The sequence below is a fragment of the Erythrobacter sp. genome, from assembly GCF_036351135.1.
Taxonomy (GTDB): Bacteria; Pseudomonadota; Alphaproteobacteria; order Sphingomonadales; family Sphingomonadaceae; genus Erythrobacter.
This window is the reverse complement of sequence record NZ_JAZBON010000026.1, coordinates 146,721-168,979: the sequence shown is the minus strand read 5'-3', so window position 1 is coordinate 168,979 and position 22,259 is coordinate 146,721. Positions and strand designations below refer to the sequence as shown.

The following is a 22,259-nucleotide window of genomic DNA, read 5'->3' as shown; positions in this document are numbered from 1 at the left end:
ATCGCCGCGCCATCCGCGAGCAGTTTCCTTTGTCAGGACCGTGTTCCACCTGTTCCACCGTTCAGCCTCGACAGCGTCAGGATGAACGCATAACACGGCGCCGCGACCGTGGTGGAGGGTCGAATCGCATGAAGCTGATCGTCGGAAACAAGAACTACTCGAGCTGGTCGCTGCGCGGCTGGCTCGCGGCCAAGCAATCGGGTCTCTCCTTCGAGGAGATCACCGTTCCGATCTTGGGCGAGCATTGGGAGGAGAAGAAGGAAAGCGACGAGTTCCAGCCCTCCTCGGGCAAGGTCCCCATCTTGTGGGACGGCGACAACGTCATCTGGGACAGCCTGGCGATCATGGAGTATCTCGCCGACAAGGTCGGGCGCGAGCGGTTCTGGCCCAAGGACGAAGCGGCGCGCGGCATGGCGCGCTCGATGGTCGCCGAAATGCACTCTTCCTATGCGAGTCTGCGCGCCGAGATGCCGATGAATGTGCGTCGGCGGCTCAAGCTGACGGGTCTTTCTGATCAGACCAGGGGCGAAGTGGTGCGCATCCTCCAGCTATGGGCGGAAGCGCGCGCGCGGCATGGCAATGCCGGACCCTTCCTGTTCGGCACGTTCGGGGCGGCGGACATCTTCTACGCGCCCGTGGTGTCGCGCTTCATCACCTACGGCATCGGCGTGCCCGGCTTCGCCGAAAGCTACATGCAGGCGATCTGGGAACATCCCTGGATGGCGCAGTGGATCGAGGCTTCGCAGGAAGAGGAATGGGTGATCGAGCAATATGAAAGCGTCGGTTCGTCTTGAAGGGGCGGCGCGGTTCAGGGCAGCCGTTTGGTCGGGTAGGGCGTGCCGTCCTTCTTCGCATAGCCTTCCGGGCCGAAGACCATGTCGATATCGGGATATTCGCCGCGATCCTTGGTCTCGTCGCCGGCGCTGATCGCGACATAGACGCACGGCTCGCCCGAGCGATTGTGCAAGTGATGCCCGTTTTGCCGCCCCGCGGGGAACGCCAGAACGTCGCCCGCGCGCACTACGACTTCCCCCTCGTCCTCGATCAGCACCGCCTCGCCCGCCAGCATCACCACCAGCTCGTCCTCCTCGCTGTGCCAATGCCGCTGGGAGGAGAACGCGCCCGGTTCGAGCATCACGTGGCTCGCCCCCATACGGGTCAACCCGGCGGCGGGCGCGAGCCGGCGATAATGGCGCCCTGCCACCGCGTCGGCGAAAGGCGGCGGGTAGCCGGTCGCATTGGTCTGCGCGATGGCGGCGAGATCGAGCTTGGGCATCGGGGGGCACTCCTGCTAGCGCGGGGCCGGTTATGAACACAGCGATCGACAACGCCAAGCGCCTGATCGGTGAGGCGAGCGTAACTCCGGCGACCGGGCCCGTCTTCGATGCGATGGAGGCGTTGCTGACATCGCTGGGCTTTGCCGTCCATCGCTTCATGCGCGGGGAGGGGCAGGCGGGAAGCGACGAGGCGCCGGTCGAGAACCTCTTCGCCCTTCGCGAAGGGCCGGCGGGATCGCGCCACTTCGCCTTTGCCGGGCATCTCGACGTGGTGCCGCCCGGCGAAGGCTGGGCGAGCGACCCGTTCGAGCCGACGACCAGAGGCGACCTGCTCTACGGCCGCGGTGCGGTCGACATGAAGGGCGCGATCGGCGCGATGGCGGCTGCCGTGGCGGACATACCGCGCGAGGCCGGCACGGTCAGTTTCATCATCACCGGCGACGAAGAAGGCCCCGCGCTTCACGGCACGCGCGCGCTGATCGACTACATGCAGGCCGAGGGTATTGCGCCCGACCTGTGCCTCGTAGGCGAACCGACCAGCGTGAACCGCCTCGGCGACACGATGAAGATCGGGCGGCGTGGCTCGGTCAATATCTGGCTGAAGGTCGAGGGTGCGCAGGGTCACGTCGCCTATCCGCATCTTGCCGACAATCCGATCCCCAAACTGGTCGCCATGCTCGCCGAACTGGACGCGCTGAGCCTCGATACGGGCACCGACTGGTTCCAGGCCTCGAATCTCGAGATCACCGAGATCGAGGTCGGCAACCGGGCGCACAACGTCATTCCGGCCGAGGCAAAGGCGCGCATCTCGATCCGGTTCAACGACCTCCATTCGGGCGCCAGCCTCTCCGAACGGGTCGCCGCCATCGCCGAAAAGCATGGGGGCGAGGCGCTGCCGATCGTGTCGGGCGAACCCTTCCTGACCGAGCCGGGTGCCTTCTCCGACTTCATCGCCGAAGCGATCGAGGCGGAAACGGGGGTGAAGCCCGAACTCTCGACCAGCGGCGGCACATCGGATGCGCGCTTCCTCAGAGCCGTGTGCCCGGTGATCGAATTCGGCCTATGCAATGCGACCATGCACAAGGTCGACGAAGCCGTCGCGCTGGCCGATCTGACCGTGCTCGCGCGGATCTATCGCCGCGTCGCCCTCGCCGCGCTCGCCGCCGGTGATGCCGAGCCCTCCGGGGATGGCGCGGCATCGCACGCACGGGCATAGATCCTGCAAGCGTGGTCAGTTGAGCGAGGCACGATGAAAAGCTGGTTTCGGATTCCCCTTTGGCAGCGCGTGATTGCCGCGCTCGTTCTCGGCGCGATAACCGGCTTTCTCTGGGGGCCGGGCGCAGAGAGCATCAAGATCGTCGGCGACGTTTTCATAGACTTCATCAAGATGTTGATCGTACCGCTCATATTCTTCAGCATCGTCTCGGGCGTCACCTCGATCGGCAATCTGGGAAGGCTGGGCAGTGTCGGCTGGCGCGCGATCCTGATGTTCGTGCTCACCGGACAGGTCGCGGTAATCCTTGGCCTTACGATCGGCAGCATCTTCCAACCTGGTCTGGGCGTCGACACCTCCGCGCTTGAGATGGGCGCAACGCCCGAGCCGACGCCGTTCGACTGGCGCGAGATGATCCGTTCGATGATCCCCGTCAGCCCGGTCGGCGTGATGGCGAACGTGCAGGTTCTGCCGCTGATCGTCTTTTCGCTGCTGGTCGGCATCGGCATTCTGCTGGCGAGGCGCGAAGAGGAGGCCGGGGAGGATGGCGGATCGGGCGGTGCGGCGGCGATCGCCCGCGCCTTCGACAGCGGTGCTCTCATCTTTCAGAAAATCACGATCATCGTGATGGAGCTGACACCCTTCGGGGTGTTTGCGCTGATCGCATGGGTGGTGGGTACGCTCGGCCTCGACGCGGTGACCGCGCTCGCGGCGTTGGTCGCGATGAATTACGCGGGCTGCCTGATCCTGATCGGCGGCATGTACACACTCATCCTCGCCTTCATCGCGCGGGTGCAGGTGATCGGTTTTTTCCGCGGCATGATCGATGCGATCGCGGTCGCCTATTCTACCGCGAGTTCCTCGGCCACGCTGCCGGTCACCTTGCGGTGTACGCAGCGCAATCTCGGGGTGAGCAAGCCCACGTCGAGTTTCGTCGTCTCGCTCGGCTCCACCATCAATATGGACGGGACGGCGATGTATCTCGGCCTCGTCACCCTGTTCGGTTCGCAGCTGTTCGGGGTCGATCTGAGCTGGAGCGATTATTTCGTGATCGCGCTGCTGGCGACGGTCGGTTCTATCGGCGCGGCCGGCATTCCGGGCGGCGGTCTCGTCATGATGGGCGCGGTCTTCAGCGCTGTCGGCGTGCCGCTCGAAACAATCGCGTTCGTTGCCGGGGTCGACCGGATCATGGACATGATGCGCACCGCCACCAACGTGACGGGCGATGCAACGGTAACGGTCGCGACCGCGAGCCTCCTGGGCGAGATCGACAAGAGCGAGCTAGCGAGCGCGGACGACGTCTAACGGGGATATACGATGACCGATTATGCGACAGTTCCGCTCGGCGAAGCGCGCCGCCGCTATCTTGCGAACAGCACCGTTTCCATGCCGATCGCCGGCTTTATCTCCTGGGCGGCGCTCGCGGTCGCCTATGCTGTCTTCGCGGACGACGCTCCGTTCTTCGCGCCTTTCGTCGCAGCGGCCATCCCGGTGCCGATAGCGCTGGCGATGGACAAGAGGCGCGGCGAACTGCATCGCTGGAAGGAAGATCGGGACAACCCGATCGGACATCTTTTCATGCGGTTCATCACGGTCGTCGGCCTTCTCATCCCGTTGGTGGTGATTGGGGCATCCGCGATGCAGGACGAGGCCTTCCTTGTCCTAGGCCTGGCGATCCTGGCTGGTGTCGTCTGGGTTCCGCATGGATGGGGCGCGGACGATCCTGCCGGTTTCATCCATTTCGTGCTGCGCGCCGGGCTCTGCTACGCGGTGTATCTTCTCACTCCGCCGGAATGGCGTTCGTCCGCCATCGCTGCGGTGACGGCTGCGACCTATATCTACGCGATCGCAGCGATGCGGAAGCCATCCTCGGTCCAGTAGGCTTCACTCGCCCTCGTCTTCGACATACTCCACCGGCACGAATTCCCCGAGCCCGCAGCCCGCGCCGCGCCTGACGCTGCCGCCGATCTGTTCGAGTGTGTAGATGATGTCCTGACGGCACAGCTGGGTGAGCGAGGTGTCATAGGTGAAGGCGCGTTCGAAGCCGAGCCTGGGGCAGCGGGTGGGAAGGACGCTGCGATAGACGTCGCCGCCGCGCATTTCGAAGTCGATGACCTGGTCGCTGCGCACCCGGCTGTTGCGGATCTGCGCGAGGTTCAGACAGCTGCGTCCTTCCCCCACTACCTCGACCGCCGGACCGGCAAGCGCGGGATCGACCTCGGTTTCCGCGTCGATCGGGGCGCAGGCGGCGACGGCCAGCGGGGCGGCGAGAATGGCGAAACGGCAGATCATGACGGAAACCTCCAGGCTTGGCTTGCTCCTGCATGAACGGGCCGGCCTGAACCCCGCCTGAGCGCTCGACCGCGCGCATTACCGCCCCTTCGGTTTCTCCAGCACCTTTTTGCGATAGCTGCACAGGTCGACGAGCTGGCAGCGCCAGCATTCGGGCGTCCTCGCCTTGCAGATATAGCGGCCATGCAGGATCAGCCAGTGATGCGCATGCAGGCGGAAGGGCGCGGGGACGCGATTTTCCAGTTTGGCCTCGACCTGTTCGGGTGTCTTCCCCTTCGCAAGCCCCGTCCGGTTGCCGACACGCAGGATATGCGTATCGACCGCGAAGGTCTCCTGCTTGAACCAGCAATTGAGCACCACATTGGCCGTCTTGCGGCCCACGCCGGGCAGCCGCACGAGGTCGTCGCGCGTGTCCGGGACCTCGCCGCCATATTCGTCCACCAGCAGCTGCGAGAGCGCGATGACGTTCTTGGCCTTGGAATTGAACAGGCCGATCGTGCGGATATGTTCGATGAGCCCGTCGATCCCCAAGTCCAGCATCTGCTGCGGCGTTTCGACCTTCGCGAATAGCGCGCGCGTCGCCTTGTTGACGCCGACATCGGTCGCTTGCGCCGACAGCGCGACCGCGACCACCAGCTGATAGCAATTGCCGTATTCAAGCTCGGTCTCCGGCTCGGGGTTGTCCTCGGCGAGGCGCCTGAACATCTCGAAGATCTGGTCTTTGGTCATCGGTGTCAGGTCGGCGGGTTCTGGTTGGCGCGTTCGAGCTTTTCAAGCTTCGCCACCACTTTTTCGTCGATCTCGTCCAGCCGCTCCAGATGCTCGCGCATCTCCTGAATTTTCAGGTCCCGCCGGCGATGCATCGCATCTGAAAAGGCCGCGGCGATGATCCCGGTCGGCATGGCCACGAAGGCGATGCCCGACAGCGCGAGCCCGCCGCCGATAATCTTGCCCAGCACCGTCACCGGATAGGCATCGCCATAGCCGACCGTGGTCAACGTGATGACCGCCCACCACAGCGCGCGCGGGATCGAGCCGAACTCGTCGGGCTGGATCGCGCCCTCGACGATGTAGAGGAGCGTCGCGCCGGTAAGCACGAACACGAAAGCCAGCGCCATGGTGACGATGAGGTCGTCCGCCCGGTCCGCGATCGCGTTCCCCACGGTCTCGATCGCCAGGCTGAAGCGCCCGAACTTCATCACCGCGATCACCCGGAACAATCGCACGAATCTCAGGATCGCGGCGTCCCCGGCGATCAGCGGAGCGAGGGTTGCGATGACGACGATGAGATCGATGATCCCGATCGGCGAGCGGATGAAAGCCCAGCGCTTCGTCCAGTTGGATGCCTCGCCCGGCTCTTCGGCGGCGGCGTAGACCCGCGCGCAATATTCGACGAGGAAGATCGTCCCGAAAACCAGCTCGCTTATCAGCAGGGCGTCCTGGCTTTGCGGTGAGAGATCGGGCTCGGTGCCCAACGCGGCGGCCAGCACGGCAAGGATGATGGTGACGATCAGCAGCTTGTTGGACAAGGTCAGCCGCCCGTCGGGATGCGCGCCGACGAACAATTGCTCGTGCAGTTTTGCCCGCAGGCCTGCCATCGCTTCCGCCCCCCTCAACCGCGGTGCGCCCGGCCTAAAGCCCGAGCACGTCCTCCATCGTGTAGCGGCCCGGAGGCTTGCCGATCAACCACTCGGCCCCGCGCACCGCGCCGCGGGCGAAGATCATGCGATCTTCCGCGACATGCGAAAGCGTCAGGCGCTCTTCGCGGCCCGCCAGTATGACGCTGTGTTCGCCCGCCACCGTGCCTCCACGCAAGGTGGCAAAGCCGATCGTGCCCTCACGGCGCTCTCCGGTGTGACCGTGCCGCCCGCTTTCCATATTGTCGGTGAGGTCGATGCCGCGCGCAGCCGCTGCCGCTTCGCCGAGCAATTTGGCGGTGCCCGAAGGCGCGTCGACCTTGCCGCGATGGTGCATTTCCAGCACTTCGATGTCCCATTCGGGGCCAAGGCGCGCAGCCGCCTCGCGCACGAGATGCGCGAGCAGTGTCACCCCGAGCGAGGTGTTGCCGGTCTGAAGCACCGGCACCGTTGCCGCCGCTTCCTCGATCAGTTCGAAATGCTCGGCTTCGAGGCCGGTCGTGCCGATGAGGATCGGTATGCCGGCTGTCTTCGCCGCCGACAGATTGGCCTTCAGCCCATCCGGCGCGGAAAAATCGACGATGACCTCGCAGGATTTGATGACCGCGCGGGGATCTCCGCCGAGATCGACGCCGACGCAGATCGCATGGCCCGCTTCCTCGATGGCCTGCCGAAGGGCCTGACCCATACGCCCTTTGTGACCAATAATCGCGAAATGCGTCACACTCACCCCATCCGCTTAGAGCCAGTCGAAGGACCGTCCTTTCCCTGCCACCATCCTAAGAGTAAATGCCGCCCTTCGACAAGCGCGCCCCGGGCTTCCCGAACGGCACGGGGCGAACGGGAAGAGAAATGCCTGAAAAGCCAAGCAGCATCGTCATCCTTACAGGCGCCGGGATTTCGGCCGAAAGCGGTATCGACACCTTTCGCGATGCCGGAGGTTTGTGGGAGCAACATCGCGTCGAGGATGTCGCCACGCCCGAGGGTTTCGCGCGCAACCCTGAGCTGGTGCTCGGTTTCTACGATGCCCGGCGCGAGGCGCTTTCAAAGGTTTCGTCCAATCGAGCGCACGAAGCCTTGGCGCGTCTCGAGAGCGCGTTCGATGGCGAGTTGCTGCTCGTCACCCAGAATGTCGACGATCTGCATGAGCGGGCGGGATCGCGCGAGGTGCTGCATATGCACGGGGAATTAAGAAGCGCGCTGTGCCTGTCCTGCGAAACGCGCTCGCCTTGGGATGCGCCGATGATCGGTCGTCCGCCCTGTCCCGCCTGCGGGGCGCGGAGCCTCAGGCCCGACGTCGTATGGTTCGGCGAAATGCCTTACCAGATGGAGCGCATCTACGCCGCGCTTTCCACCTGCGACCTGTTCGTCAGCATCGGAACGAGCGGCGCGGTCTATCCTGCCGCAGGCTTCGTCCAGGAGGCGGCTGCGCAAGGCGCGGCGACGCTGGAACTCAATCTGGATCCGAGCGAAGGCAGCCACCTGTTCGACGAGTCGCGACATGGCCCGGCGGGAAAACTGGTCCCCGAATGGGTCGAGGAGACGCTGCGCGCGAGCGGAGGCTGACGAGCGAGTTGGCGGCTCAATCTTGGCGTGAGGGCGTACCGTGTGCCGCCGAGCTTTGAGCGACCGGCTGCGCAGACGTGCCATGACTCGCCGAGCTTTGCTGCGTCGGCTCGTAGTTCGGCGTGTCCTGCGGCTTGGCCAGCTTGTCCTCGGGACGCACTTTGTGATCGTCGGGAAGTTCACTGCGCATCTTGCGCCACTGAAACAAGGCGAAGACGAGAACCGCGCCAAGAGTGAAGAGGCATAGGATAAGGGGGATGAGATTGTCGGAGATTAGGGAGTCCATCGGTTTGATTTCCTTTGCGTTTCCTTTATCACCAACCGCGCGAAGACCCGAATTGTTCCGAAAGGAGGCACGGCTTGGCGCCCGATTGGCGCAGGCCGTGGCGGGAATCGGGCGGACCGATCATCGCGTTAAATGTCAGTGGGAGGACGCGCCGCAGGTCTGGCAGGCGGGATCCTTGCCGATGGTCAGGGTGCGCATCCCCGGCTGCATTCCATCGAGAATATGGAGCTGGCCGAACATCGGCTGCCCGAACCGGCTGACGCCCGCCAGCAGCACCCGCACGGCCTGCATCGCGGCGAAGCTGCCGGCCCATCCCGCCATGGCGCCCAGCATGCCGTCTTCCGCGCAGGTGTCGCAGTCTTCGGCGTCGAATGCGTCACCGACGAAGCAGCGATAGCATGGCTGATCGGGCAGGTGTCCGGCGAAGGAGCCGACTTGGCCCTGGAATCGGCCCACCGCGGCGGAGAGCAGGGGCACGCGCGCTGCGACGCACGCGTCCGACACGGCCAGGCGGGTCGCGAAATTGTCGGTCCCGTCCAGGACCAGATCGACGCCATCGAAGAGGCCCGCCGCATTGTCGCGCGTCACCCGCGCATCGCTGATCATTACATTCAGCGCATCGTCGAAATTCGCCAGCCAGCGCCGCGCGCTCGTCGCCTTGCCATGGCCGACATCGCGTGTGGTAAAGATGGTCTGGCGCTGAAGGTTCGAGACGTCGACGATATCGTCATCGACGAGCGTAAAGCGCCCGATCCCGGCGCCCGCCAGATATTGCAGTGCCGGCGAGCCGATTCCGCCCAGTCCGATCACCGCGATATGCTTGTTCGCCAGCGCGACCTGCCCCGCGCCGCCGATTTCGGGCAGCACGATATGCCGCGCGAACCGATCGAGCCGGGCGGGGGATAAGGGTGTGGAAGGAGCGGTGGAAAGCCTGTCGACCATGACAGCCCTGTTGGCAGGCTGTGCATGGCTTGTGAATAGCGTGTAGACCGAGTGCGGGTCCCTGCGCAGGCGAGGGCCTCATCAGGGGTGGGAGAAGCTCCCGCTTTCGCGGAGAGCGCATCCGGCTCTATCAACTCTCCAGCTGTCGAAGCAGGCTGCGCACATCGCCGTCCATATCGGCATCGCGCTGGCGCAGATCTTCGATCAGACGGACCGCATGGATCACCGTCGAGTGATCGCGCCCACCGAACTTGCGCCCGATCTCGGGATAGGAGCGCGGAGTCAGCACCTTGGAGAGATACATCGCCACCTGCCGCGGACGGACCACGGCGCGCGCGCGGCGCTTGGAGCTCATCTCGCTGCGATCGATGCGGTAGAACTGGCAGACCGTGCGCTGAATTTCGTCGATCGTGATCCGGCGGCGGTTGGCGCTGAGGATGTCGGTCAGCTGCTCCTCGGCGAGGTTCAGCGATACTTCCTGTCCGGTCAACTGGGCATAGGCGATCAGCTTGTTGAGCCCGCCCACGAGCTCGCGGATATTGCGCGTAATCGTGCGGGCGAGGAAATCGATCACGTCTTCGGGCACGGAGAGCGGCGCGAAGCGCGAGAGCTTGGATACGAGGATCTTCTTGCGAAGCTCGATATCGGCGGCCTGAATGTCGGCGACGAGGCCCATCGACAGGCGCGAGAGCAGGCGCGGCTCGACCCCGTCGAGCGCCTGCGGAGCGCGGTCCGCGGCGAACACCAGACGCTTGCCCTCGGCGAGCAGCGCGTCGATCGTGTAGAGCAACTCCTCCTGCGCCGAAGCCTTGCCGATGATGAACTGGATGTCGTCGACCAGCAGTAGGTCGAAGCTGCGTAGCCGTGCCTTGAACTCGATCGTCTGCTGCGTTTTCAGAGCCTGGACGAATTCGACCATGAAGCGCTCGGCACTGCAATAGAAGATGCGCGCGCGCGGATGGGCCTGCAGAAAGCCGTGGCCGATCGCGTGGAGGAGGTGGGTTTTGCCCTGGCCGGTCGCCGCTTTGAGATAGAGCGGGGAAAATTGCGGCTGTTCGGTCGCGGCCATGCGTTCCGCGGCGTTCTTGGCCAGCACGTTGGCTTCGCCGGTGACGAAGGCCGCAAAGGTCAGGGACGGGTCCAGCCCGACGCTCGAGGTGAAGCCTGCATCGCCGATCGTGCCGGCGGCGACCGCGATCGCGCTGGCGCCGTCATTGGCAGGACGGCGGCCGTCGTCGATGCGCAGTTCGGGCAGCTGGCGGCGCCCGGGATGGACCTGGATGTTCACGCGGCGCACGTCGCTGCGCATGATCTTCCAGGCGAGTTGCAAGCGGTCGTGAAAACGGTCCTTGACCCAGTTGGCGGAAAATTCGGTGGGCAGGAAGAGATCGAGCGTGCCCGTCTCCTTATTTATAGCGCCGACCTGGATCGGCTTGATCCACTGGCCGTGCAATTGGTGACCGAGATCCTTCTTCAGGCCTTGACTAATATCGGCCCAGTCGGCGGCAAGATTGACCGCTTCAGCATCTTCCATCAGGTCCTCATCCGCTTTTCCGGCAGCCATGCGCGCCTTGTTCATCTTGTAACCCATCGTTTCCCCACAACTCTCTAATCTCCGGAAACGCACAATTTCCGAAAGCAGTCCCTACGATTTGTGACGAGTGCAAGACCCCACCACCCACGATCGATGTCCGTGGGCGCCCCGTCGTCCGACTTTTATGACCCCGGCGTGTCCCGCGCCGGTGAGAGGCAAATAAAGGCGCGTTCGCATCGCGGCGCAAGCGCACAATTGCAATAAATTGGAAATATTCCTGTTGACTCGGGGCTACCCCGCAGACCTTCGTTCAGGTAATTGATTTGAAAGGGTTTTGTGGTTTTCCCGGGTGCGAATCGTGGGAATACCTCACGTTTGTAACAGCGCCTCCAGATGCGGGGCTGACAAAACGAAAGGGCCGCGCCAACTGGCACGGCCCTTATCCACAATCGGTGTCCCCGAAGGTCGTTTTGAAAGGCCTTTCGCTTGCGAATCGCGCAACCGACAGACCGAAAGAGCTCTCAGAGCGCGGCGACGCGCTTCGACAGGCGCGACATCTTACGCGCAACCGTGTTCTTGTGCATCACGCCGCGCGACACGCCGCGGGCGAGTTCGGGCTGTGCTTCTTTCAGTGCCTTGGTCGCGGCTTCCTTATCGCCCGCCTCGCAGGCCATCTCGACCTTCTTGACGAAGCTGCGAATGCGGCTCATGCGCGCGGTGTTCACCTCCGCACGAGCATTGTTGCGGCGGATACGCTTACGGGCTTGCGGCGAATTGGCCATGATTGTGTCGTGTCTCGCATTTGCCGGTGGCCGGCGCGCATAAGGGCCGGGCACGGGTTTCGTTGTGTTCGAAAGTCGGCGATGGCTCGCCGGAAAGCGCGCCACCTAAGGTCTCGGGCCGCTAAACGCAAGCCTTTTAACCGGCGCCCGCGCCCGCACCTACCTCTGGCAGCGCGCGCAATACCAGGTGCTGCGCCCGCCCTGGACGATCCGGCGGACCGTCCCGCCATCCTCGCGCCGGCAGGTCTCACCCTCGCGCCCATAGACATCGAACGAACTGGCGAAGTAGCCAAGCGCGCCATCGGGCGCGGCATAGTCGCGCAGGGTAGAGCCGCCGTCACGGATCGATTCGCTCAGCACGTCGCGGATTGCGGGGACGAGCCGCGCAAGTTGCGGTTTCGTCACCTTGCCGCTCTTTTTCTTCGGATGGATCCGCGCGCGCCACAGCGCCTCGCAGACATATATATTGCCCAGGCCGGCGACGATGCGCTGGTCGAGCAGGCACGCCTTGATGCTTTGAACCCGGCCCGACAGTGCCGCCTTCAGATAGGCGGGAGTCAGATCGGGACCGAGGGGTTCGGGCCCGAGCGCGGCAAAGCGCGGCCAGGCATCGAGCAACTCGGTCTCCTCCAGATCGACCGAACCGAAGCGCCGCGGATCGCACAGGGCAAACCGGTTATGCGCGGTCTCGATGAGCAAGTGGTCGTGCGCATCGGGCCTTTCGGGGTCGATGCGCCACCGCCCGCTCATGCCCAGATGGAAGATCATCGTCGCGCCCCGATCGACATGGATGAGCCCGTATTTAGCGCGCCGCGACAGTCCGGTGACGACCGCGCCGGTCATCCGCTGAACCAGGGCCGGCGGGAACGGGCGGCGCAGGTCGGGGCGGTTCAGCACCACCCGCTCGATCCGCGCGCCATCGAGGAACCGCGCAAGGCCCCGGACCGTTGTCTCGACTTCTGGCAGTTCCGGCATGGGCGCTGCTCTAACAGTCTAGGCGAGCCATACAATTGGCTCTAGGGCGCATCGCATGACAGCAAGCAGCGACGAAACCGTCTCCTTCGGCTACGAGAATGTCAGCCCCGAGGAAAAGACCCGGCGTGTGGGCGCGGTCTTCTCCAGCGTTGCCGGCAAATACGACGTGATGAACGATGCGATGAGCTTCGGCATGCATCGCGGCTGGAAGGACCGGTTCGTGCGCCGCGTGAAACCGCAGCCGGGCGAGGCGATCCTCGACATGGCGGGCGGCACCGGTGACATCGCTTTTCGCATGGCCGATCGCGGAGCCAACGTGACGGTTGCCGACGTCAACCAGCAAATGCTCGATGTCGGCGCAGAGCGCGCAATGGAACGCCGCGAGGCGGAAGGCGCGGGCAGCCTTGTCTTCACGCGCCAGAATGCCGAAGCGGTCAGCTTTCCCGATGCGAGCTTCGATGCCTACACGATCGTCTTCGGCATCCGGAACGTGACCTACAAGAACAAGGCGCTGGCCGAAGCGCACCGCGTGTTGCGCCCCGGCGGTCGGTTCTTCTGCATGGAGTTCTCGACCACGAGTTGGTCCGGCTTTCGCGAGGTGTACGACCTATATTCCAAAGAGGTCATGCCGCGCATGGGTGAGGCGATTGCGGGCGATGCCGACAGCTACCGCTACCTCGTCGAATCGATCCGCAAGTTTCCCCGGCCCGAAGAATTCGCGCGCATGATCGCCGCCGCCGGCTTCGCCAATACGCGGATCGAGCGGATTCTGGGCGGCGCGGTCGCGATCCATTCGGGATGGAAGGTCTGATGGTTTCGTCGTCATTTCCCGGCCGCGCCCGCAGGTGACGTCACCCGCGATCCATCTCTTCCGCCTCGCACGCTGGGGCGTGACGCTTGCGCGCCGGCGGGCGCTGGTCGGTATCGAGGAGGATCCCAACGCGCCTGCAACCGTGCGCCGGCTGGCACGCCTCGCGCGGCTGGCGACGTTCACTTCCAAGCGCGGCCCGCGCGACTATGCCGGCGCCTTCCGCGCGATCGGCCCCGCCGCCATCAAGCTCGGCCAATCGCTCGCCACCCGGCCCGATCTCGTCGGCGAGGAAGCGGCGCACAATCTTCTGAGCCTGCAGGATGCTCTGCCGCCGGTCGCATTCGATCAGATCCGCGCCTCGATCGAGGCGAGCTTCGACCAGCCGATCGAGAGCCTGTTTGCCGAGATCGATCCCGTGCCCGTGGGCGCCGCCTCGATCGCGCAGGTGCACCGCGCGATGACCACCGATGGCCGCGAGGTCGCGGTGAAGGTGCTGCGCCCGGGCATTCGCGAGAAATTCGCGCGCGACATTAGAACCTATGAATGGGCCGCGGCGCATGTGGAGGCGATGGGCGGCGAGGCGACGCGGCTGCGCCCGCGATTGACCATCGCCAACTTCAAACGCTGGTCCAATTCCGAGCTCGACCTGCGGCGCGAGGCGGCATCGGCCAGCGAACTCGCCGAGGAGATGGCGGGGGTCGACGGCTACCGCATTCCCGCGATCGACTGGGACAGGACCAATGGCCGCGTCCTGACCGTCGAATGGGTCGAAGGCATCAAGATTTCCAAACGCGACGAATTGCTCGCCGCGGGCCACGATCTGGAGGAGATCGCCCAGCGCCTCGTAATCAGCTTTCTCATGCAGGCCATCAGCACCGGCTTCTTCCATGCCGACATGCACCAGGGAAACCTCTTCATCGAAGAGGACGGCACCATCGTCGCCATCGACTTCGGCATCATGGGCCGGATCGACCGCCGCGCGCGGCAGTGGCTGGCGGAAATCCTCTACGGCCTCACCACCGGCAATTATCGCCGTGTCGCCGAGATCCATTTCGAGGCGCAATACGTCCCGAGCTACCATTCGGTCGGAGAGTTCGCGACGGCCCTGCGCGCCGTGGGCGAGCCGATGCGCGGCAAGCCCGTTTCCGAATTGTCGGTCGGCCAGATGCTCGACGGGCTGTTCGCCATCACCCGCGACTTCGATATGCAGACGCAGCCGCACCTGCTGCTCTTGCAAAAGACGATGGTGATGGTCGAGGGGATCGCGACCCAGCTGAACCCGCAGATCAATATGTGGGACACCGCCGCGCCCTATGTCCGCAGCTGGATCCGCGATGAGCTCGGACCGGAAGCCGCGCTTGCCGAGCGGATCAAGCAGGATACCGATACGCTGCTGCGCTTGCCGGGGCTGATCCGCCGGCTGGAGGAGAAATATCCGCCCAAGGGCGGCGCCCCCGAGCCCCCGCCGCTGCCCGATATCAAGCTGATCACCGAGCGCCGAGCGCGCGAAAAGCCCGGATGGCTGAGCTATTTCCTCGCCGGGATCGTCGGGGCGGGCGCGGTCTATGCGGCGGGGCTTGCGGGGCTGGTGTGATCGGCGCTCAAGGGTAGCCGGCGCGCACCATTGCGCCGGGCATCGCACAATGCGGCGGCCTTGGCGCAGGGGAAGCGGGCCGCTAAGGTCCACGCAGCGTGCGCTTCCGGCACAAGGCGGCGCCAAACGGGAGTTAGGTCGGCGATGAGCGTTGAGGGGCCCAAGATCCTTCTTGTCGTGGGCGGCGGGATCGCGGCCTACAAATCCTGCGAGCTCGTGCGCCTGATCCGCAAGGGCGGCGGCGATGTCACCTGCGTTCTGACCCGCGGCGGACAGCAATTCGTGACGCCGATGTCGCTTGCGGCGCTCAGCGAGAACCAGGTCTACACCTCGCTGTTCGATCTCAAGAACGAGGTCGAGATGGGCCATATCGAACTCAGCCGCGAGGCCGATCTCGTCGTGGTCTGTCCGGCAACGGCGGACCTGATGGCCAAAATGGCGGCGGGGATTGCGGACGATCTCGCGACGACGCTGATCCTGGCGACCAACAAGCCGGTGATGGCAGTGCCGGCGATGAACGTGAAAATGTGGGAGCACGAGACGACGCAGCGCAATGTCGCACTGCTCGGCGATGCTGGGGTAACAGTGCTGCATCCCGACGAAGGCGCGATGGCCTGCGGCGAATTCGGCTATGGCCGCCTGCCCGAACCCGCAGCCATCTGGCGAGAGATCGCCGGGCATTTCGGGATCGAGGTTGAAGAGGAGGATCTGCCCGCTGCGGCGGAGGATGCGCCGGAAGTCGAGGCACCCGAGATCGAAGCGCTCGAACCCGAAGACGACAGCGCGGCGAAGAGCGGCGGGGGCCTAGGCGGGCTGTTGTCGAGGATAATCCCGCGCTCGACCGAAAAACGCAGCGCGGAAGAGATCGAGGCCGAACTTGACGCTCTGGGTGAGGAAGAACCGTCAGAGGACTTCGACCCCGCCGATTTCGTGGAAGAGGACATCGAGTTCAATCCCGACCTCGAAGGCTCGCCGCTGGCGGCCAAGGGGAAGGGCAGGGCCGCCCCGCCGATCGATCCCGACGCTATCAATCACGAGATGGATGAGAGGCGTCTTGCGCCCGAGGAGCTGGAAGAGGGCGAGCCGGAAGCCGAAGCGCCCATGCCGCGTAAAGCAGCCGCCAAATCCGCTGCTTCGAACAAGGGCGAGGTGATCGAGGCGGAAGAAGACGAGGTCGCCGCGATCAGCGTCGATCCCTCGCATCAGCCGCTCGAAGGGCGCCACGTTCTCGTCACCGCCGGGCCGACCTGGGAATCGATCGATCCGGTGCGCTACATCGCCAACCGTTCTAGCGGGAAACAGGGATTCGCCATCGCGGCCGCCGCTGCGGCGCTGGGCGCCAAGGTGACGCTGGTCTCAGGGCCGGTCGCTTTGAAGACTCCTGCCGGGGTCACGCGGATCGACGTCGAAAGCGCTGAGGAAATGGCGAGCGCGGTCAAGCGCGCTCTGCCCGCGGACGCAGCGGTGATGGTCGCGGCGGTCGCCGACTGGCGCCCTAAGGAATATCGCGACGAGAAGATCAAGAAACGCGGCTCGGCCCCGCCGGCGCTTATGCTGACCGAGAACCCCGATATCCTCACCAACCTTGCCGCCGGATCGAACCGACCGCCATTGGTGATCGGATTCGCCGCCGAAACCGAGAACGTCATCGACAACGCAAAGAAGAAGCGCAAGCGCAAAGCCGCCGACTGGATCGTCGCGAACGACGTGTCGGGCGATGTCATGGGCGGCGATGCCAACACCGTCCACATCGTCTCCGCGGAAGGGGTCGAGAGCCTCAAGACAATGCCCAAGGCCGAGGTCGCGATCGCCCTCATGGAAAAGATGGCGCAAAGCCTCGAGGCGGAAGCGGCCGAATGAACGACCCGGTTCGCGTCGAGGTCAAGCGCCTCGCGCATGGCGAGGGACTGGCGCTGCCCGCCTATGCGACGGCAGGTTCTGCAGGGATGGATATCCTCAGCGCCGAGGATGTGACGATCGCCCCCGGCTCACGCCATGCGGTCGCTACTGGCTTATCGGTCGCGATCCCGGCAGGATACGAAATACAGGTGCGCCCGCGCTCGGGCCTGGCTTTCAAGCACGGCATCACCGTGCCCAACACGCCCGGCACGATCGACAGCGACTATCGCGGGGAATTGAAGGTGCTGCTGATCAATCACGGCAGCGTGGATTTTACGATCGCCCGCGGAGACCGGGTGGCGCAACTGGTCCTGGCGCCCGTCACGCAGGCCGCGTGGTCCGAGGTAGAAGAACTTGACGTGACCACGCGCGGCGCAGGCGGCTTCGGCTCGACCGGCGGGCACGCGAGGCTTTAGCGCAGGTCGGGCTTTTCGACTGGCTTGAACGGGATATCGAGCCCTTTCGGATCGAAGCGCGCCACATCGGACAGATCTAAAGCGAGCCGAACAACGCGCTGGCCTTCGGCATCCTGCGAGAGGTAGATCGCGATACGCTCGCCGGTCCCCGCGTCGATCAGAGGTGGCCAATTGCAGCTTGAGATTATCGCGTTATAGGGAAATTTGACGGTCCCGGTGACGTCCGGCCCGTAGATTGTGCCGATGATCTCGGCTCGCGCGGTCCGCCAACTGACTTGCCTGCGCTCGCCATGATTATCGATGATCTCGACGATGTCCGCGACCGCGACCGACTTAATCGTCCCGTTTGTGTATTCTCTTTCCAGAATGCGGACGGGATCCGGATTTACCCGGCAAGCCTGCGCCGCCGAAGGCAGCGAAGAAATCAATACCGTCATTGCGGCAAAGGGGAGGGAGAACTCGCTCACCTACATGCACTAGCGCAACGAGATGAACATTCCCCGAATCAAAAAGGCGGCGCTGATCCCTTGCGCCGCCTTTCCGTCCCATCCACGGGCATCGTGAACCAGTCGCGATCCTAGTCGACAGCCTTCACGCTCTTTTCGTCTTCGCGGATGGTGATCCGCAAGGTTTCGCCCGAATTGCCCGGGAAGTCGGTGAACAGCGCATCGACCAGGTTGGGCACGAGCGACTGCAGCCGGTTGGTGCGCGAGACGGCCTGAGCCTGCCCTTCGAACAGGCGCTCTCCGGTGGCGGTGTCGTCGATCTTCATGTCGATGCCGCTGGTATACACGGTGTAGCTGCGCACATCCGGCCCGGCGAGCCACGGATCGTAGAAGCCGAAGGCGAAGTTGCGGCGGAAGCCGAAACCGCCGAAGCCGCCCCACGGACCCCAGGGACCGAAGGCGCCGAACCCGCCGACGCCCGGCGTGGTGCGGATCCGCTCGCGACCATTGTCGACATCGTAGTCGAAACGCACGAGCAAATCCGCATCCTGCGGCGTTGCCGCCTGGCGATAGCCGAGCTGCGCCATTTCGGCCGCAACCCGATCGGCATAGAGCGAAAATTCAAGCCCCCCGGCAAGCTCCGGATCGTCCGCGACGACGGCGAAGCTCTGGCCCTGAGGAGCGGGAAGCGTGGTGGTAAAGCGGGATACGTCCGCCTTGAAAGAGGGCGCGCAGGCCGCAAGGCCGAGGGCGACAGCCCCCGCCAGACCGAGCCGCATGGAACGACTCGCAAAGGCTGGACGGGTAATCATATTGGACAAAGTCATGCCATATCCTTCGCAAATTCACCAGCGCGACATGTCATCGGATGGCGAGGCTTATACGTAACGACAAGCGGTGCGTTCCCCTCGCACGCGAAGCGCCGGAATAGTAAAGCTTCCTCTTAGAAGTCTTCGCCATGCTCCGTCGCCTGGCCGCAACGAGCGCGACCTGCCAGTCTTGAATATGCTTTTAATTGAATGGGATGAACCGGGTTTGAACGTCGGTGAAGCGTGCGTTCAGCCGCGCACCAGCCCCAGCGCGCGGTAAGCGTGCGCGAGCGTATCGCGGCCTTCCTCCCGCGCCTGCGAGGCACCGCGCGCAAGGATCGCATCGAGCGCCTCGCCATCGTTCTTGAGCTCGGCAAAACGCGCGTTGATGGGCTTCAGCGTCTCGGCCAGCAGTTCTCCCAACGCGGGTTTGAAGACGCCGAAGCCCTGCCCGCCATGTTCGGCCAGCACGTCGCCCGCCGTCCGCCCGGTCAGCGCCGCGTATATGCCGACGAGGTTCTTCGCCTCCGCGCGGCCTTCCAGACCCGCCTCCTCGCTCGGCAGCGGTTCGGGATCGGTGCGCGCTTTCTTCACCTTCTTCATGATCGTTTCTGGACTGTCGGTCAGGCTGATCCGGCTCATGTCGGACGGGTCCGACTTGCTCATTTTCGCGGTCCCGTCGCGCAGGCTCATGATGCGCGCGGCGGCCGGCGGGATATAGGGTTCGGGCAGAGTGAAGGTCGGGTCCTTGTCGCTACAGAAATCGTTGTTGAACTTCTGCGCGATGTCGCGGGCGAGCTCGAGATGCTGCTTCTGATCCTCGCCCACCGGGACATGCGTCGCCTGGTAGAGCAGGACGTCGGCCGCTTGCAGCACCGGATAGGTAAACAGCGCGACCGACTGGCCCTCGCGGTTCTTGCCCGCCTTGTCCTTCCACTGCGTCATCCGGTTCAGCCAGCCCATCCGCGCGGTGCCGTTCAAGAGCCACTGCAGTTCGGCATGGGCGGGGACCTGCGCCTGGTTGAACAGCACGGTCTTCGCCGGATCCACCCCGCAGGCAACCAGGGTCGCGGTCATTTCGCGGGTATTTGCGGCGAGCTCGGTGGGGTCGTGCGGCTGCGAGATGGCGTGGAGATCGGCGAGGAAGATGAAGCACCGCCCGCCGCTCGCATGCGCCTCGTCCTGCAGCTTCACGTAATTCACGATGGCGCCGAGATAATTGCCCAGATGCGGCTTGCCGGTGGGCTGGATGCCCGAGACGACCCGCATCTCAGCGCTTGCGTTAGAGGCCATGGATCACGCTCTCTTCCTGGTCAGGGCGACGATGCGTTGGCGGTCGATTGCCCCCAGAGCGAAGGCAAGACCGAAATAGACGATTGCCGCAGCGGCCGCGAGTACGACGAGTGCCCCCAGCCGCTCGAACAGCCCGGCGGAATACCAGCCGGTTAGCAGAGCGCCGGTGTAGAGCAAGGCCGCCCCCATCGCCGCCGCCGCAACGCCCTGGCGCGCGATCCGCAAGAGCAGGGCGAAGGGCACGCGATAATGGCCGCGCATCGCCAGCACCACCAGAAGAAAGCCGACATTGATCCAGGCGCCGATGACGCTGGCATAAGCAACGCCGACCACGCCGTAGCGATCGAGCAGCGCGATGTTGAAGGCGATGAAGACGCCGAGCGAGATGAAGGCGGCGATCACCGGCGTCTTCGTATCCGCGCGTGCATAAAAATTGGGCACCAGCACCTTGACCAGCACATAGGCAGGCAGGCCGAGGACGAGGGCCGCCAACACGTTGCCTGTTTGTGCGGCATCGCTCATGTCGAAGCGGCCTCCTTGAAAGATCATGATGACGAAGGCCTCGGCGCAGATGGCAAGCGCCACCGCCGCCGGAATGGTTAACAGCATGGCAAGCTCGATCGCGTCGGACTGGATACGATCGGCGCCTTCGCGGTTCTCATCGCCGACGAACTTGCTCAGCGTCGGCAGGATTGCGGTCGAAAGCGCGATCCCGATGATCCCGAGCGGCAGCTGGTTGAGCCGGTCGGCATAATTCATGAAGCTGACCGCCCCGTCCTCAAGCTGGTTGAGGAAGTAGAGCTGGACGAGCGTGTTGATCTGGTAGGCCCCGCCGCCGATCGCGGCCGGCAGGGCGATGATCGAGAGACGCTTCACTTCGGGCGTGATTCGCGGCCAGAGCAGCTTTGGCCGGAAACCCTCGACCCGCGACCAATAGTATAGCCACGCGAGCTGCATCAGCCCGGCCCCCGTCACTGCCCAGGCGATGCCGTAGGCGATCTGTTCGATGCTCGCGCCGCTATTGTCGGCAAACCACTCGCCCGTCAGCAGCGCAGCGATCAGGACGAGGTTGAGAATGATCGGAAAGCTTGCCCCGGGCGCAAAACGCGAGACGCTGTTGAGCATGCCGGTGAACAACGTCACCAGGCTGACGAGGACGATATAGGGGAACATGATCCGCGCGAAATCGACCGCAAGCGGGTAGGTTTCGGGATCGACGGGCTTTTCCGAAAGCAACCAGATGACGCCTGGCATGGCGATCTCGAATATGGCGACCAGCGCGATCAGGACGGGCAGGAAAACGCTCAGAACATCGTTGCTGAAGCTCTTCGCCTCGTCGAGCCCGCGCTCGGACTCGTCCTCGTGCCCGTGCAGCCGCTTGGAGAACATCGGCACGAAGGCCGCGGAGAACGCCCCCTCGGCGAACAGCCGGCGGAACACGTTGGGGATGATGAAGGCCTGGAACCACGCGTCGGTGACGGCATTCGCGCCGAGCACGCGCGCGAAGATCATCTCGCGCGCCATACCGGCGACGCGGCTGACCATCGTCAGCGAGCCGATCGTTCCGACATTCTTGAGGAGGCTCATGGGTTTACGCCCCGCTCCAGGCTAACGCGCCTGTTCAGGCGTTGCCCGTAGGCGCCGGCGGGACTGCGCTGCCGTTTCCTTCGGCTCCCCCCTCCTGCTGGCGGCGGGCCTGGAGCTGTTGCACGTAGAGGCCGTTGAAGTCGATCGGATCGACCATCAGCGGCGGAAAGCCCGCGTCGCGCACGGCATCGGCGATCACCCGGCGGGCGAAGGGAAACAGGATGCGCGGGGCCTCGGCATAAAGAAAGGCGTGGCCCTGCTCCGAGGGAATGTTGCGCATGCCGACGAGGCCGCAATAGGCGAGCTCGACGAGATAGGCCGGGCCCTGGTCGGTCGAGGCGCTGACATTGATCTTGATCTCGACTTCGCTGACCTCTTCGCCCTTGGGGCTCGCGCCGATATTGAACTGGACATCGACCTTAGGCTGTTCGGTCCACTGGAAGACCTCGGGCGCGTTCGGGTTCTCGACCGAAAGATCCTTCACATATTGCGTGATGATCCCTGCGGCGGGCTGCTCGTCCTGGCCGGGAGCAGGGCCGGCGCCCGGATTGGCATTGTCGAGATCGGTCAGAACGTCGCCTTCGTCGGCCATGATGGGTATCCTTCGTCTGGATGGCGGCGAGGAGCCTCGTGCCGCCCGGCCTTGTCCGAGCGAGGGGCCCTGCCGCGGGATGGGAGGAGAGGCGTGCGCGACTAGCAGGGGGCGCGTGGGCAGGCAATGGGGCGCCGGGGCGCGATGGAACACGGCACGGCACCGCGGCGAGGGGGCGAGGCGACGCTCCCGAGCCACACCTGCCTGCCAAATCCCTCGGTCTGACACCTATCCCGGCGTTGGCGAATTGAATTTCGCGCCTATCTATGGGACGAGTGGCGCATCCCGGTCTTAAGGCAGCGCGTAAC

The 22,259-nt window shown here is 64.5% G+C and carries 24 protein-coding genes; 9 read left to right on the top strand and 15 right to left on the bottom strand.

The genetic code is table 11. From position 1 onward, the window contains the following. Positions 1 to 128 precede the first annotated feature (128 nt). Positions 129 to 794, top strand: coding sequence for a glutathione S-transferase family protein (locus V2I30_RS09085; protein WP_330661819.1), 666 nt, complete (start codon positions 129 to 131; stop codon positions 792 to 794). A 14-nt stretch (positions 795 to 808) separates the two neighbouring features. Here the strand turns inward: V2I30_RS09085 and V2I30_RS09080 are convergent, their stop codons facing one another. After that, positions 809 to 1,276: a cupin domain-containing protein gene (locus V2I30_RS09080; protein ID WP_330661818.1), complete on the bottom strand. Its 468-nt coding sequence runs from the start codon at positions 1,274 to 1,276 to the stop codon at positions 809 to 811. 32 nt (positions 1,277 to 1,308) lie between these two features. On the opposite strand from V2I30_RS09080, the gene dapE reads away from it, so the two are divergent. Genes dapE through V2I30_RS09065 form a run of 3 tightly spaced genes read left to right on the top strand, consistent with a single transcriptional unit; the run spans position 1,309 to position 4,371 of the window. Then, positions 1,309 to 2,493, top strand: a complete 1,185-nt coding sequence (dapE, locus tag V2I30_RS09075; RefSeq protein WP_330661817.1) for a succinyl-diaminopimelate desuccinylase — start codon at positions 1,309 to 1,311, stop codon at positions 2,491 to 2,493. Positions 2,494 to 2,526: 33 nt separating this feature from the next. Continuing rightward, positions 2,527 to 3,795 carry a dicarboxylate/amino acid:cation symporter gene (locus tag V2I30_RS09070; protein ID WP_330661816.1) on the top strand — a complete coding sequence of 423 codons (1,269 nt, stop codon included), beginning with the start codon at positions 2,527 to 2,529 and terminating at the stop codon, positions 3,793 to 3,795. Positions 3,796 to 3,807: 12 nt separating this feature from the next. After that, entirely contained in the window at positions 3,808 to 4,371 is a 564-nt protein-coding gene (locus V2I30_RS09065; RefSeq protein WP_330661815.1) for a DUF7010 family protein, read from the top strand. Positions 4,372 to 4,374: 3 nt separating this feature from the next. On the opposite strand, the gene V2I30_RS09060 is transcribed toward V2I30_RS09065, so the two are convergent. The 4 genes from V2I30_RS09060 to dapB form a co-directional block, all read right to left on the bottom strand. Next, positions 4,375 to 4,782 (bottom strand): hypothetical protein, encoded by a 408-nt coding sequence (locus V2I30_RS09060; RefSeq protein WP_330661814.1) that lies wholly within the window; start codon positions 4,780 to 4,782, stop codon positions 4,375 to 4,377. A 78-nt stretch (positions 4,783 to 4,860) separates the two neighbouring features. Then, positions 4,861 to 5,511, bottom strand: a complete 651-nt coding sequence (gene nth / locus V2I30_RS09055; RefSeq protein WP_330661813.1) for an endonuclease III — start codon at positions 5,509 to 5,511, stop codon at positions 4,861 to 4,863. Positions 5,512 to 5,516: 5 nt separating this feature from the next. Next, on the bottom strand, positions 5,517 to 6,380 hold the full coding sequence (locus V2I30_RS09050) for an ion transporter (protein WP_330661812.1): 864 nt from the start codon (positions 6,378 to 6,380) through the stop codon (positions 5,517 to 5,519). Between the two features lie 34 nt (positions 6,381 to 6,414). Further along, positions 6,415 to 7,143 (bottom strand): 4-hydroxy-tetrahydrodipicolinate reductase, encoded by a 729-nt coding sequence (gene dapB, locus V2I30_RS09045; RefSeq protein WP_330661811.1) that lies wholly within the window; start codon positions 7,141 to 7,143, stop codon positions 6,415 to 6,417. A 128-nt stretch (positions 7,144 to 7,271) separates the two neighbouring features. On the opposite strand from dapB, the gene V2I30_RS09040 reads away from it, so the two are divergent. Continuing rightward, positions 7,272 to 7,985, top strand: a complete 714-nt coding sequence (locus V2I30_RS09040) for an NAD-dependent deacylase (protein ID WP_330661810.1) — start codon at positions 7,272 to 7,274, stop codon at positions 7,983 to 7,985. Positions 7,986 to 8,001: 16 nt separating this feature from the next. On the opposite strand, the gene V2I30_RS09035 is transcribed toward V2I30_RS09040, so the two are convergent. The 5 genes from V2I30_RS09035 to mutM form a co-directional block, all read right to left on the bottom strand. Further along, positions 8,002 to 8,271, bottom strand: coding sequence for a hypothetical protein (locus tag V2I30_RS09035; RefSeq protein ID WP_330661809.1), 270 nt, complete (start codon positions 8,269 to 8,271; stop codon positions 8,002 to 8,004). A gap of 135 nt (positions 8,272 to 8,406) precedes the next feature. After that, complete coding sequence (locus tag V2I30_RS09030; protein ID WP_330661808.1) at positions 8,407 to 9,213, bottom strand: HesA/MoeB/ThiF family protein; 807 nt, start codon at positions 9,211 to 9,213, stop codon at positions 8,407 to 8,409. A 130-nt stretch (positions 9,214 to 9,343) separates the two neighbouring features. After that, positions 9,344 to 10,804 (bottom strand): chromosomal replication initiator protein DnaA, encoded by a 1,461-nt coding sequence (gene dnaA / locus V2I30_RS09025; RefSeq protein ID WP_330661806.1) that lies wholly within the window; start codon positions 10,802 to 10,804, stop codon positions 9,344 to 9,346. A gap of 464 nt (positions 10,805 to 11,268) precedes the next feature. Then, positions 11,269 to 11,529 (bottom strand): 30S ribosomal protein S20, encoded by a 261-nt coding sequence (rpsT, locus tag V2I30_RS09020; protein WP_330661805.1) that lies wholly within the window; start codon positions 11,527 to 11,529, stop codon positions 11,269 to 11,271. Between the two features lie 159 nt (positions 11,530 to 11,688). Then, positions 11,689 to 12,504: a bifunctional DNA-formamidopyrimidine glycosylase/DNA-(apurinic or apyrimidinic site) lyase gene (mutM, locus tag V2I30_RS09015; protein ID WP_330661804.1), complete on the bottom strand. Its 816-nt coding sequence runs from the start codon at positions 12,502 to 12,504 to the stop codon at positions 11,689 to 11,691. Between the two features lie 55 nt (positions 12,505 to 12,559). Here mutM and V2I30_RS09010 point away from each other — a divergent pair, with 55 nt between their 5' ends. From V2I30_RS09010 to dut, 4 genes are all read left to right on the top strand, one after another. Beyond that, the gene (locus tag V2I30_RS09010) at positions 12,560 to 13,315 is read left to right on the top strand and encodes a class I SAM-dependent methyltransferase (protein WP_330661802.1); all 756 of its coding nucleotides are present in this window, start codon (positions 12,560 to 12,562) and stop codon (positions 13,313 to 13,315) included. A gap of 34 nt (positions 13,316 to 13,349) precedes the next feature. Beyond that, positions 13,350 to 14,909: a 2-polyprenylphenol 6-hydroxylase gene (gene ubiB / locus V2I30_RS09005; protein WP_330661801.1), complete on the top strand. Its 1,560-nt coding sequence runs from the start codon at positions 13,350 to 13,352 to the stop codon at positions 14,907 to 14,909. Positions 14,910 to 15,053: 144 nt separating this feature from the next. Beyond that, a complete protein-coding gene (locus tag V2I30_RS09000; RefSeq protein WP_330661800.1) occupies positions 15,054 to 16,769 on the top strand; it encodes a bifunctional phosphopantothenoylcysteine decarboxylase/phosphopantothenate synthase in 1,716 nt (571 codons plus the stop codon). Beyond that, positions 16,766 to 17,224, top strand: a complete 459-nt coding sequence (gene dut / locus V2I30_RS08995; protein WP_330661799.1) for a dUTP diphosphatase — start codon at positions 16,766 to 16,768, stop codon at positions 17,222 to 17,224. Before V2I30_RS09000 ends, dut begins: the two co-directional genes overlap by 4 nt. On the opposite strand, the gene V2I30_RS08990 is transcribed toward dut, so the two are convergent. The 5 genes from V2I30_RS08990 to secB form a co-directional block, all read right to left on the bottom strand. After that, on the bottom strand, positions 17,221 to 17,691 hold the full coding sequence (locus V2I30_RS08990) for a hypothetical protein (protein ID WP_330661798.1): 471 nt from the start codon (positions 17,689 to 17,691) through the stop codon (positions 17,221 to 17,223). The two genes, dut and V2I30_RS08990, sit on opposite strands and share 4 nt — an antisense overlap. 110 nt (positions 17,692 to 17,801) lie before the next feature. Next, positions 17,802 to 18,497 carry a DUF4136 domain-containing protein gene (locus tag V2I30_RS08985; protein ID WP_442896918.1) on the bottom strand — a complete coding sequence of 232 codons (696 nt, stop codon included), beginning with the start codon at positions 18,495 to 18,497 and terminating at the stop codon, positions 17,802 to 17,804. Between the two features lie 231 nt (positions 18,498 to 18,728). Continuing rightward, positions 18,729 to 19,748, bottom strand: a complete 1,020-nt coding sequence (gene trpS, locus V2I30_RS08980; RefSeq protein WP_330661929.1) for a tryptophan--tRNA ligase — start codon at positions 19,746 to 19,748, stop codon at positions 18,729 to 18,731. 27 nt (positions 19,749 to 19,775) lie between these two features. After that, positions 19,776 to 21,359, bottom strand: coding sequence for a murein biosynthesis integral membrane protein MurJ (murJ, locus tag V2I30_RS08975; protein WP_330661797.1), 1,584 nt, complete (start codon positions 21,357 to 21,359; stop codon positions 19,776 to 19,778). A 34-nt stretch (positions 21,360 to 21,393) separates the two neighbouring features. Next, positions 21,394 to 21,951, bottom strand: a complete 558-nt coding sequence (secB, locus tag V2I30_RS08970; RefSeq protein WP_330661796.1) for a protein-export chaperone SecB — start codon at positions 21,949 to 21,951, stop codon at positions 21,394 to 21,396. Positions 21,952 to 22,259 lie beyond the last annotated feature (308 nt).

Excerpts from the sequence above, each read along its gene's own strand:
- V2I30_RS09070 (WP_330661816.1), top strand. The coding sequence starts at position 2,527 with ATGAAAAGCTGGTTTCGGATTCCCCTTTGGCAGCGCGTGATTGCCGCG.
- mutM (WP_330661804.1), bottom strand. The coding sequence starts at position 12,504 with ATGCCGGAACTGCCAGAAGTCGAGACAACGGTCCGGGGCCTTGCGCGG.
- murJ (WP_330661797.1), bottom strand. The coding sequence starts at position 21,359 with ATGAGCCTCCTCAAGAATGTCGGAACGATCGGCTCGCTGACGATGGTC.
- V2I30_RS09065 (WP_330661815.1), top strand. The coding sequence starts at position 3,808 with ATGACCGATTATGCGACAGTTCCGCTCGGCGAAGCGCGCCGCCGCTAT.
- V2I30_RS09060 (WP_330661814.1), bottom strand. The coding sequence starts at position 4,782 with ATGATCTGCCGTTTCGCCATTCTCGCCGCCCCGCTGGCCGTCGCCGCC.
- V2I30_RS09035 (WP_330661809.1), bottom strand. The coding sequence starts at position 8,271 with ATGGACTCCCTAATCTCCGACAATCTCATCCCCCTTATCCTATGCCTC.
- V2I30_RS09085 (WP_330661819.1), top strand. The coding sequence starts at position 129 with ATGAAGCTGATCGTCGGAAACAAGAACTACTCGAGCTGGTCGCTGCGC.
- V2I30_RS08985 (WP_442896918.1), bottom strand. The coding sequence starts at position 18,497 with ATGACTTTGTCCAATATGATTACCCGTCCAGCCTTTGCGAGTCGTTCC.
- rpsT (WP_330661805.1), bottom strand. The coding sequence starts at position 11,529 with ATGGCCAATTCGCCGCAAGCCCGTAAGCGTATCCGCCGCAACAATGCT.
- dapE (WP_330661817.1), top strand. The coding sequence starts at position 1,309 with ATGAACACAGCGATCGACAACGCCAAGCGCCTGATCGGTGAGGCGAGC.
- V2I30_RS09000 (WP_330661800.1), top strand. The coding sequence starts at position 15,054 with ATGAGCGTTGAGGGGCCCAAGATCCTTCTTGTCGTGGGCGGCGGGATC.
- secB (WP_330661796.1), bottom strand. The coding sequence starts at position 21,951 with ATGGCCGACGAAGGCGACGTTCTGACCGATCTCGACAATGCCAATCCG.
- nth (WP_330661813.1), bottom strand. The coding sequence starts at position 5,511 with ATGACCAAAGACCAGATCTTCGAGATGTTCAGGCGCCTCGCCGAGGAC.
- V2I30_RS09010 (WP_330661802.1), top strand. The coding sequence starts at position 12,560 with ATGACAGCAAGCAGCGACGAAACCGTCTCCTTCGGCTACGAGAATGTC.
- dut (WP_330661799.1), top strand. The coding sequence starts at position 16,766 with ATGAACGACCCGGTTCGCGTCGAGGTCAAGCGCCTCGCGCATGGCGAG.
- trpS (WP_330661929.1), bottom strand. The coding sequence starts at position 19,748 with ATGCGGGTCGTCTCGGGCATCCAGCCCACCGGCAAGCCGCATCTGGGC.
- V2I30_RS09050 (WP_330661812.1), bottom strand. The coding sequence starts at position 6,380 with ATGGCAGGCCTGCGGGCAAAACTGCACGAGCAATTGTTCGTCGGCGCG.
- V2I30_RS09040 (WP_330661810.1), top strand. The coding sequence starts at position 7,272 with ATGCCTGAAAAGCCAAGCAGCATCGTCATCCTTACAGGCGCCGGGATT.
- V2I30_RS09030 (WP_330661808.1), bottom strand. The coding sequence starts at position 9,213 with ATGGTCGACAGGCTTTCCACCGCTCCTTCCACACCCTTATCCCCCGCC.
- dnaA (WP_330661806.1), bottom strand. The coding sequence starts at position 10,804 with ATGGGTTACAAGATGAACAAGGCGCGCATGGCTGCCGGAAAAGCGGAT.
- V2I30_RS09080 (WP_330661818.1), bottom strand. The coding sequence starts at position 1,276 with ATGCCCAAGCTCGATCTCGCCGCCATCGCGCAGACCAATGCGACCGGC.